We start from the raw sequence: 13,142 nt of genomic DNA, 5'->3' as shown, positions 1-13,142 counted from the left end.
GTGCGGAAAAAGGCAGCACCAATTATGCCTATCTCGCATACGATGAAAAAGGGAATTATTACTGGGATAGTATTCCCATATTCAATGGGTCTGGATATCGCATTTCAACAAGAGATTTCACGCTCATCAATACTCATACTCGCATTTAGACTAAAGTCGTCTGGAGCTTCGCTGGTATTTTGTCAGACTGATTAAAGACTCCCATTTCTTCTTGTGATGCTTATGCCTGACAAATTTAATATGCAGCACCCGCCCTTCGATAGCCTGTCCGACGCCGAACAGTTGAAGCTTCGCTCTTCATTAGACGTGGTGTATTACCGCTCTCAAGAAGTGATACTGGAAGCTGAAAGGCCGAGCCGACACCTGCATATTTTGATCAAAGGAGCTGTTGAAGAGCGCGCGAGCAGTGATGGTGAGATTTACGCACACTATGCCAATGACGATATTTTTGATGTCCGCAGCCAGTTTGAACCCCACACCAAACACCAATATATCGCACTCGAAGATACATTAAGTTATCTGCTGCCCACCGATATTTTTCTTGAGCTTTACCACGCCAATGGCCAATTCGCTGCCTACTTTGATAGCAACCTATCAACACGAAAAGCTTTGATAGAAGCCGCCCAGCAGCAACAGAATCTTGCCGAGTTTATATTAACCAAAGTGGATGACTCTATCTATCACCCACCACTGATACTTGAACCAAACCAACCGATCAACCAAGTCACTCAAACCCTTAAAGAACAAGGGTTAGACTCGGCCCTAGTCCATTTGGAACATAATGATCCAAAAGCTTTTGGATCATCATGTTCCTTGTCGTATGGAATCGTCACTCGAACCAATTTATTGCATGCTGTGATGCTCGATAATTTCACACTGGATGCGCCTGTCGGTGAGATCGCAACGTTTCCGGTGATGCACGTGAACCAAGGCGATTTCTTATTTAACGCCATGATTACCATGACCAGAAATCGAGTAAAAAGGTTGATGGTTTGTGATGGTAAAAATGCGGTCGGCATGGTGGATATGACACAGATTCTCAGTGCATTCTCCACACACTCCCACGTTCTTACTTTGCGTATTGCGCGCGCCACCAGCGTTGAAGAATTGGCAATGGCATCCAACAAACAACGTCAACTGGTCGAGAGCTTGCTCAGTAATGGGATTCGCACACGCTTTATCATGGAGCTGATTTCTGCGGTCAACGAACAGATCATAGAGAAGGCTTTTGAGTTGGTGATCCCACCTGCACTGCATAGTCATTGCTGCCTAATCGTGTTGGGTTCCGAAGGCCGTGGGGAACAAATTCTCAAAACCGATCAAGACAACGCGCTCATAATTCAAGATGGCTTGGAGTGGCATCAATGCCAAAGTGCCATGAACGACCTCACTCATACCCTTCAACAATTGGGTTACCCACTGTGCCCGGGCAACGTGATGGTCAACAATCCGAAATGGGTGCATTCAGAGCAAGAGTGGAAACAAACCCTTACCCATTGGGTAAAAAAAGCCACGCCAGACACCGTGATGGATATCGCGATCATGGCAGATGCACACGCAGTAGCGGGGAATAGAGAGTTATTAAAACCTGTAAAGCAGCACCTCAGTGATTTAATGCTCGGACAAGAATTGATTCTGACGGAGTTCTGCCGCCCGGCGCTGAACTTCTCAGTTCCCCTGACCCTGTTTGGTAATGTGAAGCAATCCAAGTCCGGACTCGATATCAAACAAGGCGGTATTTTCCCTATCGTGCATGGTGTGAGAGCGCTTTGCCTAGAACATGGTGTCACGGTCAACAACACCTTCGAACGCATTGAGCAGCTGGTCAGCAAGAAAGTATTAGAGCAAAGTACTGCCGATAATCTCAGTGAAGCACTCAAGCAATTCTTTAAGTGGCGCTTAGCCCAAAGGCTTTCTCAGCAGCACAGCAGCAACAAGATTAACGTCAAACTGATGGAACGAGCAGACAGGGATCTGCTTCGTCATAGCCTGCACGTGGTGAAGAAATTCAAGCAATGGCTCGGCTACCACTATCAGATACGGGATTAGGCATTGAACGATGAATAGGTTGGTTCGCTATTACTGGCATCACAAGCTCAAAGGCTCCCTCTATCAGCCTCTGTTTACTGCGCCTATTGATCATGAATATGTATCGCTCGATTGTGAGACCACCAGCCTAGATCCCAATCAGGCAGAATTAGTTACCATTGCCGCGACCAAGATCATCGGTAACCGAATCATTACCAGCCAACCTTTTGAAGTCCGGTTGCGCGCCCCCCAATCGCTCGATTGCAATTCAATAAAAATCCACCGTATCCGTCATCAAGATCTAAAGCACGGCATCGAAGAAAAACAGGCTTTAATCGAGCTACTGAACTTCATTGGAAATCGTCCTTTAGTCGGCTATCACATCCGCTATGATAAAAAAATTCTCGACCGCGCCTGTTTAAAACAGCTTGGATTTCCACTGCCTAACCGATTAGTCGAAGTGAGCCAACTCTATCAAGACAAACTCGAAAGACAGCTGCCCAATGCCTATTTTGATCTCAGTATGGACGCCATCTGTCGCCAACTCGATTTACCTATCCCGGTCAATAAACATGATGCATTACAAGACGCTATCTCCGCTGCGCTGATCTTTGTGCGCCTGAAACATGGTGACCTTCCCCGTTTCAACTCTTCTTATTCTTAATTCAACCACTGGCGCTTCACATAGAGAGCAACATCTCAAAATTGAACTTAACTCGCTATTTTGTAAGTGAAAAGCAGCGTCTCATCCTAAAGTCTAATTGTGGAAATCGCCGTCCTAGCCGAGAGTGATAACACAAAGACGGTTCTGTAATAGACCTAGAAACTGAACACAAAGGAAGTTGCCAGTTCATTAGGAATGTAGGCACAAGGAGAGATGCAATGAGTGAAGCCCACGTTTATCCGGTAAAAGAAAATATTAAATCAACCACACACGCGGATAATGACACTTACCTAGCCATGTACCAGCAATCTGTTTCTGACCCTGAAGGCTTTTGGGGTGAACACGGAAAAATCGTTGATTGGATCAAACCTTTCACACAAGTAAAAAACACTTCTTTCGACCCTGGCCACATTGATATTCGCTGGTTTGAAGATGGCACGCTTAACGTTTCGGCTAACTGTATCGACCGCCACCTTGCTGAGCGCGGTGATGAAGTCGCTATCATCTGGGAAGGCGATGACCCGGCAGATGATAAAACTCTAACTTTTAATGAACTGCATAAAGAAGTGTGCCTGTTTTCGAATGCTCTAAAAGAGCAAGGCGTGCGCAAAGGTGATGTGGTTTGTTTATACATGCCAATGGTGCCAGAAGCGGCAGTAGCCATGCTGGCGTGTACCCGTATCGGTGCGGTTCACACAGTCGTATTTGGTGGTTTCTCACCAGAAGCACTGTCTGGTCGTATTATCGATTCAAATTCTAAAGTCGTTATCACTGCCGATGAAGGCGTGCGTGGCGGCCGTGCTGTTCCACTGAAAAAGAATGTCGATGAAGCACTGACGAACCCTGAAGTGAAAAACATCGAGAAGGTTGTTGTATTCAAACGCACTGGCGGTGATGTGGCATGGCACGAACATCGCGATGTGTGGTGGCACGATGCTATTGCTAATGTATCTGCAGATTGCCCACCAGAAGAGATGAACGCAGAAGATCCACTATTCATCCTTTATACGTCAGGCTCAACAGGTAAACCTAAAGGCGTTATGCACACCACAGGTGGCTACCTTGTTTATGCTGCGATGACCTTCAAATACGTATTCGATTACCAAGAAGGCGAGACTTTCTGGTGTACAGCCGATGTGGGTTGGATTACCGGTCACACATATCTTGTTTACGGACCGCTTGCTAATGGCGCAAAAACGATTCTGTTTGAAGGCGTGCCAAATTACCCGAACACCAGCCGCATGAGCGAAGTGGTCGATAAGCACCAAGTTAATATTCTTTATACGGCGCCAACGGCTATTCGTGCATTGATGGCGAAAGGCAATGAAGCCGTTGAAGGTACTTCTCGTGACAGCCTAAGAATCATGGGCTCAGTGGGTGAACCTATCAACCCAGAGGCGTGGGAGTGGTACTACAAAACAATCGGTAATGAGCAATCTCCAATTGTTGATACATGGTGGCAAACAGAAACGGGCGGTATCTTGATTGCACCGCTACCAGGCGCAACAGACCTGAAACCGGGCTCTGCAACTCGTCCATTCTTCGGTGTGCAACCGGCACTGGTTGATAACATGGGTAACATCATTGAGGGTGCAACAGACGGCAACCTAGTGATTCTTGACTCTTGGCCAGGCCAAATGCGTACCGTTCATGGCGATCATGACCGCTTCGAACAGACTTACTTCTCGACCTTTAAAGGCATGTACTTCACCAGTGACGGCGCTCGTCGTGATGAAGACGGTTACTACTGGATTACGGGGCGTGTCGATGATGTACTTAACGTATCAGGTCACCGTATGGGTACTGCTGAGATTGAATCGGCTCTAGTCGCGTTCGATAAGATTGCAGAAGCCGCGATTGTGGGCATCCCTCATGATATTAAAGGCCAAGCGATTTACGCTTACATCACGCTGAATGATGGTGAGTTCCCAACCGCAGAGCTTCATAAAGAAGTAAAAGACTGGGTACGTAAAGAGATTGGCCCAATTGCAACGCCAGATGTACTGCACTGGACCGACTCTCTACCAAAAACTCGTTCGGGTAAAATCATGCGTCGTATCCTGCGTAAAATCGCGACTGGCGATACAGGTAACCTAGGTGATACCTCGACACTGGCCGACCCAAGTGTGGTTGATAAGCTGATTGCCGAGAAAGCAGAACTGGCATAAGCAACCAGTCACAGCAGCTAATCACTGTTTAAAACAGCACTTTCTAAACCGTCACCTATGTGGCGGTTTTTTTATGGCTGATCTTGATCTCAAATATCCCGCCCCAAATTAAGGCTAAGACGCTTTTTTGTTAAGTTGGTAACAATTCCAAGCTGTATCAATAGGAGATTAGACCAGTAAATTGCTGCGATTTGCGCTGAATTAGCTATAATCTGGTTCTAATTTTTAAATTTGGGTTTTTCTCACTGGAAATTAACCGCAAATTTTCAATAAAATGGCAACATTCACGTTCGTAAACACGATAAAGGAAGATAGCCCCACGATGTCTACAAAGTTTCGCATTCTAGTTTTAAATGGCCCAAACCTTAACCTGTTAGGCCTTAGAGAGCCCGCACACTACGGTTCTCAAACACTTGACCAGATTATTAGCTCACTGACCGAGCAAGCGAAAGCACACGATGTTGAGCTATCTCACTTACAGTCAAATCGTGAGTACGAACTGATTGAAGCTATCCATAGTGCTTATCAAAATGTTGATTTTATTATTATCAACCCAGCAGCCTTTACACATACCAGTGTGGCACTGCGTGATGCACTACTTGGCGTTGCCATACCATTTATTGAGGTTCATCTATCGAATGTTCACGCGCGTGAACCATTCCGTCACCACTCTTACCTATCTGATAAAGCAGAAGGTGTGATTTGTGGCTTAGGTGCCCAAGGTTATCAATTTGCTTTGACCGCTGCGCTCAGCAAGCTCAACTCAAAGTAAACATAAACAACGAACTATTACTAACCTACTCAGTCATAGAGTAAGTTCAATTAACAGATAAAGAGAAAGAAACAATGGATATTCGCAAAATCAAAAAGCTAATCGAATTGGTTGAAGAGTCTGGTATTTCTGAGCTAGAAATCTCTGAAGGTGAAGAGTCAGTACGAATCAGTCGTAACAGCACTGCACCTGTAGCACCTGTTCAATATGCAGCTGCTCCAGCACCTGTAGCGGCAGCAGCTCCTGCGGCGGCACCTGTAGCAGCAGAAGCAGCAGCTCCTGCAGTTCCAGCTGGTCACCAAGTTCTTTCTCCAATGGTTGGTACTTTCTACGGCGCTCCAAGCCCAGACGCAAAACCATTCGTTAAAGTTGGTCAATCTGTAACTGCTGGCGAAACGCTATGTATCGTTGAAGCAATGAAAATGATGAACCAAATCGAAGCTGATAAATCTGGTGTTGTAACAGCTATCCTAGTTGAAGACGGTCAACCAGTAGAATTCGACCAAGCTCTAGTAATTATCGAATAATAGAGAGCACTCATTATGTTAGATAAATTAGTAATCGCGAACCGTGGTGAGATTGCACTACGTATTCTGCGTGCATGTAAAGAGCTTGGCATTAAAACGGTAGCGGTTCACTCAACTGCTGACCGTGACCTTAAGCACGTACTGCTTGCAGACGAAACCATTTGTATCGGTCCAGCTCGTGGTATCGATAGCTACCTAAACATCCCTCGTATCATCAGCGCAGCTGAAGTTACAGGTGCAGTAGCTGTTCACCCTGGCTACGGCTTCCTATCTGAAAATGCAGACTTTGCAGAACAGGTAGAGCGCAGTGGCTTTATCTTCGTTGGCCCTAAAGCTGAAACCATTCGCATGATGGGTGACAAAGTGTCAGCTATCACGTCAATGAAGAAAGCTGGCGTACCTTGTGTACCAGGTTCTGACGGCCCTCTTGACGACGACGAAGCAAAAAACAAAGCGCACGCTAAACGCATTGGCTTCCCAGTTATCATCAAGGCATCTGGCGGCGGCGGCGGTCGTGGTATGCGTGTTGTTCGTTCTGAAGCAGAATTAACAGAAGCTATCGCGATGACTCGTGCTGAAGCAAAAGCATGTTTCAACAACGACATGGTTTACATGGAGAAATTCCTAGAAAACCCACGTCACATTGAAGTACAAGTGCTTGCAGATGGCCAAGGTAATGCTATCCACCTAGGTGAGCGTGACTGTTCAATGCAACGTCGTCACCAGAAAGTTGTGGAAGAAGCGCCAGCTCCAGGTATCACTGAAGAGATGCGTAAGTACATTGGCGAACGTTGTACTCGTGCATGTATTGAGATCGGTTACCGCGGTGCAGGTACATTTGAATTCCTATACGAGAACGGTGAATTCTACTTCATCGAAATGAACACTCGTATCCAGGTTGAACACACGATTACTGAAATGGTAACGGGTATCGACCTAGTGAAAGAACAGCTACGTATTGCAGCTGGTCAGCCTCTATCATTCACTCAGGATGACATTAAGCTGCGTGGCCACTCAATCGAATGTCGTATCAATGCTGAAGATCCAGTTCGTTTCCTACCTTCACCAGGTAAGATTGAACGTTTCCACGCACCAGGCGGCATGGGCGTACGTTGGGAATCTCACATCTACACGGGTTACACAGTGCCACCACACTACGATTCAATGATTGGTAAGCTGATCACTTACGGTGAGAACCGTGATGTTGCTATCGCTCGTATGAAGAACGCATTGGGTGAAATGATTGTTGAAGGTATTAACGTTAATACTGAGCTTCAACTGTCTATTATGAACGACGAAAACTTCCAACACGGTGGTGCAAACATCCACTACCTTGAGAAGAAACTTGGTTTGTCATAATCCGTTCGTTTAAGAACAGTCAAAATGCTCACTTCGGTGAGCATTTTTGTTTTTGAACCGCCGAAAAAATCAATCTTTAATCCCCATTATATTCCGTGGGGTTTTGGTGAATTTGCTCATATTTTCTGCTAGACTCGCCATCCAATTTTTCTCATATAGAAGATGCAGCCATGCCTTGGATTCAAATCAAGCTTAATGCTACCAATGAAAATGCCGAACAAATCGGCGACATGTTAATGGAAGAGACAGGTGCTCTTTCTGTAACTTTCCTGGATGCACAAGATACCCCTGTATTTGAGCCTCTGCCAGGCGAAACTCGCCTTTGGGGTGATACTGACATTCTCGCGCTTTACGACGCTGAGACTGATACTGGTGTCGTTCTAGCGCAGATTAAAGCAAGCAACATGTTCCCTGCAGACTTTGCTCATAAAGTAGAGCAAATTGAAGACAAGGATTGGGAGCGTGAATGGATGGACAACTTCCACCCAATGAAGTTTGGTGAGCGTTTATGGATCTGCCCTAGCTGGCGCGATATCCCTGAACCTGACGCTGTTAACGTAATGCTAGACCCTGGCCTTGCATTTGGTACAGGTACTCACCCGACAACGGCATTGTGTCTTGAGTGGCTTGAAGGCTTAGACCTTGCAGGCAAAACCGTGATCGACTTCGGTTGTGGCTCAGGCATCCTAGCGATCGCTGCGATCAAACTAGGCGCAGCAAAAGTTATCGGGATCGACATTGATCCTCAAGCTCTGCTTGCATCAAAAGACAACGCACAACGCAATGGCGTTGCTGAGCAACTAGAGGTGTTCTTGCCACAAGATCAACCGGAAGGTTTGCTAGCAGACGTTGTTGTTGCCAACATTCTTGCGGGTCCATTACGCGACCTTTCTGGCATCATCAAGGGCCTAGTTAAGCCAAATGGTGTACTTGCGATGTCGGGTGTTTTAGATACACAAGCAGAAGATGTTGCCACTTATTATCGTGATGAGCTTCACATTGATCCGATCATCGAACAACAAGAATGGTGTCGAATCTCAGGTCGCAAGCAAGGCTAGACAAGACTTTGGGCGCTAATTGACTGAAATTTAAACAAATTACAAAAACAAATTGTAAATGCTCAAATATTAGTCTTTTCACGCAGCGAAAAAATGCGTAAAATGCGCGCCCTTGCTGGTACAGAACTGTGATGACATTTTTGAAAATCGGAAATTATCAACTTAAGAACAATCTAATCGTCGCTCCTATGGCTGGCGTAACGGATAGACCATTCCGTGAGTTGTGTCTTCGCTACGGTGCGGGGATGGCAGTCAGTGAAATGATGTCCTCCAATCCGAAAGTTTGGAAAACGTCAAAGTCTCAGCAGCGTATGGTACATGAAGGCGAATCGGGCATTCGTTCAGTACAAATCGCTGGTGCAGATCCACAGCTTATGGCCGAGGCTGCTCAATTTAATGTCGATAACGGTGCGCAAATCATCGATATCAACATGGGTTGTCCAGCCAAAAAAGTGAATAAGAAGCTTGCGGGCTCAGCTTTACTGCAGCATCCAGAACTCATTGAAGACATTCTGAAAGCGGTGGTAAATGCTGTCGACGTTCCAGTAACGTTGAAAACGCGCACAGGCTGGGATACAGACAATAGAAACTGTGTCCAAATCGCGAAAATAGCCGAAGACTGCGGCATACAAGCTCTTGCGCTCCATGGAAGAACTCGCGCTTGTATGTACAAAGGTGAGGCAGAATACAAACACATTAAAGCAGCGAAACAAGCAGTATCTATTCCGGTTATCGCTAACGGTGATATCGATAGTCCGGAAAAAGCGAAGTTTGTGCTGGAGTACACCGGCGCTGATGCTTTAATGATAGGTCGACCTGCCCAAGGACGTCCTTGGATTTTTAACGAAATCCTACACTATTTGGAAAACGGCACCACGATGGACCCACTCCCGATTTCGGAAGTGAAAGACATCATGCTTGGTCATGTGCACGCTCTACATGAATTTTATGGAGAGTTTTTAGGCCCTCGCATCGCTCGTAAGCATGTGGGTTGGTATCTAAAAGAACATGAACAAGCGAGTGAGTTTCGCCGTACCTTCAACGCATTCGAAGCAGGTGATCTGCAGCTTGAAGCGCTAGAAGGTTTTTTTGATAACGTTGCACCATAATTACGAGAAGAGCTAGACCGAATATGTTCGAACAAAATCTGACTTCAGAAGCATTGACAGTAACTACAGTTACATCACAAGACCAAATCACGCAGAAGCCACTACGTGACTCAGTTAAAGCATCATTGAAAAATTACCTTGCTCAATTAAACGGTCAAGAAGTCAGCGAGTTATACGAATTAGTATTAGCTGAAGTTGAACAGCCACTACTAGACACTATCATGCAGTACACTCGCGGTAACCAAACTCGCGCAGCAACCATGATGGGTATTAACCGCGGTACTCTTCGCAAGAAACTTAAAAAATACGGCATGAACTAATCGTTCTTTCGTAATTTATTGAATTGAAAGCCAAGCTCATTGTTGAGTTTGGCTTTTTTTTGGCTTGTCGATCCGTGATAGTGGCTGATTACTCTCCAGTGCGACAACAGCGCCCTTTGTCGACGTTTGCGGAATCCAAGGCTGCCAGAATCGAACAATGGCTTGCATCGTCGTCTACGTGGCCGCAACACGCATCATTAATCTTCTTAAGTGCGGTGCGAATCTTAGTTAACTCAGTGATCTTCTCATCAATCATCTCTAATTTTGCTGAGGTAATCGACTTCACTTCAGCGCAACTGTGCTGTGTGGCCTCGAGGCGAATCTCAAGCAATTCTTTAATCTCGTCCAAACTCAGCCCCAACGCTTTAGATTTGAGAATAAACGTCACCTGTTTCTGGTTATTTTCATCATATAGGCGATAGCCCGACTCACTGCGACTGGCTGGCGCGATCAGGTTATTCTTCTCATAAAATCGCAAGGTATCGGCTGTCACACCGCATCGCTTCGCTAATTCACCGATCTGAAACATGTTTTTTCCTACTGTTTCGTCCATTCCACAATTAACCTTATCGTTACTTTCAGGCTGAAATGGCACTTTTCATAATTAATCTTGAGATGCCAAACGATTGCGCGAGCTTTTTTGTAATAAATTAGTTAGAATCTGCGCCATCAAATTTGGAGTTGGTTATCTTATAGCTTAATCATAAGACTAACCCAAAAGGTCTTTACCAAAACTGGCCATTATTTTATCTCTTACTGGTATCTAAGATAATCCACGCTAAGAAGATAGAAACAAGTTCTTTTTTGGCAAATATCTTTATTTTAACCCCATGAATTTGAGGAAGATGGAAGCATGAATAACGCTCGTCCAATTCGCCGCGCTCTAATCAGCGTATCAGACAAAACTGGTATCGTTGAATTTGCACAAGCTCTTGCTAACCGTGGTGTAGATATCCTATCTACCGGTGGCACTGCTCGCCTGCTTGCTGAAAAAGGCATCTCTGTTACAGAAGTATCTGACTACACTGGTTTCCCAGAAATGATGGATGGCCGTGTTAAGACTCTGCACCCAAAAGTTCATGGTGGTGTTCTAGGCCGTCGTGGCCAAGATGATGACGTGATGGAAACTCACGGTATCAACCCTATCGATATGGTTGTTGTAAACCTATACCCATTCGCAGAAACCGTTGCTAAAGAAGGTTGTACTCTTGCTGACGCTGTTGAGAACATCGACATCGGCGGTCCTACAATGGTTCGCTCTGCAGCGAAAAACCACAAAGACGTGACTATCGTTGTTAACACACACGACTACGAGCGCGTTGTCGCTGAAATGGACGCGAACGATAAATCTCTAACACTAGAGACTCGCTTCGACCTCGCTATCGCAGCATTCGAGCACACCGCTTCTTACGACGGCATGATCGCAAACTACTTCGGCACTATGGTTCCATCTTACGGTGAGAACAAAGAAGGTGACGAACCTTCTCCTGAAAACAAGAGCAAATTCCCTCGCACGTTCAACCAACAGTTCGAGAAAAAACAAGACATGCGCTACGGTGAGAACAGCCACCAGGCAGCCGCATTCTACGTTGAAGCAAACCCTGAAGAAGCGTCAGTATCTACTGCTCGCCAAATTCAAGGTAAAGCCCTTTCTTACAACAACATCGCTGACACTGATGCAGCACTTGAGTGTGTGAAAGAGTTCGACCAGCCAGCATGTGTGATTGTTAAGCACGCTAACCCATGTGGTGTTGCACTAGGTGAAGACATCCTAGAAGCTTATGACCGTGCATTCAAAACAGACCCAACTTCTGCATTTGGCGGCATCATCGCTTTCAACCGTGAGCTAGACGCTGCAACAGCAACGGCTATCACTGAGCGTCAATTCGTTGAAGTTATCATTGCACCATCAGTTTCTGCTGAAGCAGTAGCAATCGTAGCGGCTAAGAAAAACCTTCGCCTACTTGAGTGTGGTGAGTGGACAACGAAGACAACTGGCTTTGACGTTAAACGCGTTAACGGTGGTTTGCTAGTTCAAGACCGCGACCAAGGCATGGTGTCTGAAGATGACCTTAAAGTGGTTTCTAAGCGCCAACCTACAGCTGAAGAATTGAAAGATGCTCTATTCTGCTGGAAAGTAGCGAAATACGTTAAATCTAACGCTATCGTTTACTCGAAAGGCGACATGACAATTGGTGTTGGCGCTGGCCAAATGAGCCGCGTTTACTCTGCGAAAATCGCAGGCATCAAAGCTGCAGACGAAGGTCTACAGGTTGAAGGCTGTGTGATGGCATCAGATGCATTCTTCCCATTCCGTGACGGTATCGACGCGGCTGCAGAGGCTGGCATCAAGTGTGTTATCCAACCGGGCGGCTCTATGCGTGATGACGAAGTTATCGCAGCAGCAGACGAACACGGCATGGCGATGATCTTTACGGGCATGCGTCACTTCCGCCACTAATCAGAATAGGCTCTAGGTTTTCCTAGAGCCTTTTTTATTCGTTTAACCGTTCATTAATGTTGGCGTTTTACTCATCAACGTTAATAGAAATTTTAATTTTTAGAGCAAAATCAGATTGCCTAGTTCAAGGAAAACACGCGGAGCTTATGACTATAAGTGAGCATGTTTGACGCCGAAATAGGTAATCTGATGAAGCTATCAAAGGTAAAATAAAATGAATGTATTAATTATTGGTGCCGGCGGTCGTGAGCATGCACTAGGTTGGAAAGCAGCACAAAACCCAAACGTTGAAACAGTATTCATCGCTCCAGGTAACGCAGGTACTGCACTTGAGCCAAAACTAGAGAACGTAAACATCGGCGTTGAAGACATCGCTGGTTTAGTCGCGTTTGCTCAAGATAAAAAAATCGAACTGACTATCGTGGGCCCTGAAGCACCATTGGTTATCGGTGTGGTTGATGCATTCCGCGAAGTAGGTTTGCCAATCTTCGGCCCTACTCAAGCTGCAGCACAGCTTGAAGGCTCTAAAGCATTCACTAAAGACTTCCTAGCTCGTCATGATATCCCAACAGGTTACTACTCAAACTTCACTGAGATTGAGCCAGCTATCGCTTACGTTCGCGAGCAAGGCGCTCCTATCGTAGTGAAAGCTGACGGTCTTGCGGCAGGTAAAGGC

12 protein-coding genes are annotated in these 13,142 nt (G+C 45.8%); 11 read left to right on the top strand and 1 reads right to left on the bottom strand.

The window, feature by feature from the left end:
• Window positions 1–216 precede the first annotated feature (216 nt).
• The 9 genes from AB6E78_RS07035 (at window position 217) to fis (ending at window position 10,005) form a co-directional block, all read left to right on the top strand.
• On the top strand, window positions 217–2,049 hold the full coding sequence (locus tag AB6E78_RS07035) for a DUF294 nucleotidyltransferase-like domain-containing protein (protein WP_372132785.1): 1,833 nt from the start codon (window positions 217–219) through the stop codon (window positions 2,047–2,049).
• Window positions 2,050–2,059: 10 nt separating this feature from the next.
• Window positions 2,060–2,692 (top strand): 3'-5' exonuclease, encoded by a 633-nt coding sequence (locus tag AB6E78_RS07030; RefSeq protein WP_017062708.1) that lies wholly within the window; start codon window positions 2,060–2,062, stop codon window positions 2,690–2,692.
• A gap of 218 nt (window positions 2,693–2,910) precedes the next feature.
• On the top strand, window positions 2,911–4,860 hold the full coding sequence (acs, locus tag AB6E78_RS07025) for an acetate--CoA ligase (RefSeq protein WP_009844693.1): 1,950 nt from the start codon (window positions 2,911–2,913) through the stop codon (window positions 4,858–4,860).
• A 322-nt stretch (window positions 4,861–5,182) separates the two neighbouring features.
• The gene (aroQ, locus tag AB6E78_RS07020; protein WP_010435475.1) at window positions 5,183–5,632 is read left to right on the top strand and encodes a type II 3-dehydroquinate dehydratase; all 450 of its coding nucleotides are present in this window, start codon (window positions 5,183–5,185) and stop codon (window positions 5,630–5,632) included.
• 74 nt (window positions 5,633–5,706) lie between these two features.
• On the top strand, window positions 5,707–6,159 hold the full coding sequence (accB, locus tag AB6E78_RS07015; protein WP_017062707.1) for an acetyl-CoA carboxylase biotin carboxyl carrier protein: 453 nt from the start codon (window positions 5,707–5,709) through the stop codon (window positions 6,157–6,159).
• Between the two features lie 15 nt (window positions 6,160–6,174).
• A complete protein-coding gene (accC, locus tag AB6E78_RS07010; protein WP_017062706.1) occupies window positions 6,175–7,518 on the top strand; it encodes an acetyl-CoA carboxylase biotin carboxylase subunit in 1,344 nt (447 codons plus the stop codon).
• A gap of 170 nt (window positions 7,519–7,688) precedes the next feature.
• Window positions 7,689–8,576, top strand: coding sequence for a 50S ribosomal protein L11 methyltransferase (gene prmA / locus AB6E78_RS07005; protein ID WP_017055901.1), 888 nt, complete (start codon window positions 7,689–7,691; stop codon window positions 8,574–8,576).
• A gap of 140 nt (window positions 8,577–8,716) precedes the next feature.
• Window positions 8,717–9,685 (top strand): tRNA dihydrouridine synthase DusB, encoded by a 969-nt coding sequence (gene dusB / locus AB6E78_RS07000; protein WP_032546269.1) that lies wholly within the window; start codon window positions 8,717–8,719, stop codon window positions 9,683–9,685.
• Window positions 9,686–9,708: 23 nt separating this feature from the next.
• Window positions 9,709–10,005, top strand: coding sequence for a DNA-binding transcriptional regulator Fis (fis, locus tag AB6E78_RS06995; RefSeq protein ID WP_004729744.1), 297 nt, complete (start codon window positions 9,709–9,711; stop codon window positions 10,003–10,005).
• 88 nt (window positions 10,006–10,093) lie between these two features.
• Here fis and zntR read toward each other — a convergent pair whose 3' ends face one another.
• Complete coding sequence (gene zntR, locus AB6E78_RS06990; RefSeq protein ID WP_048612394.1) at window positions 10,094–10,534, bottom strand: Zn(2+)-responsive transcriptional regulator; 441 nt, start codon at window positions 10,532–10,534, stop codon at window positions 10,094–10,096.
• Window positions 10,535–10,858: 324 nt separating this feature from the next.
• On the opposite strand from zntR, the gene purH reads away from it, so the two are divergent.
• Entirely contained in the window at window positions 10,859–12,466 is a 1,608-nt protein-coding gene (gene purH, locus AB6E78_RS06985; RefSeq protein ID WP_017068857.1) for a bifunctional phosphoribosylaminoimidazolecarboxamide formyltransferase/IMP cyclohydrolase, read from the top strand.
• 214 nt (window positions 12,467–12,680) lie between these two features.
• Window positions 12,681–13,142: phosphoribosylamine--glycine ligase (locus AB6E78_RS06980; RefSeq protein WP_372153749.1), on the top strand; the 462-nt coding region annotated here is incomplete at its 3' end.

This window comes from Vibrio sp. 10N.247.310.98 (genome assembly GCF_041467395.1).
Classification (GTDB): Bacteria; Pseudomonadota; Gammaproteobacteria; order Enterobacterales; family Vibrionaceae; genus Vibrio; species Vibrio crassostreae_C.
This window is presented reverse-complemented; position numbering and strand designations above follow the sequence as displayed.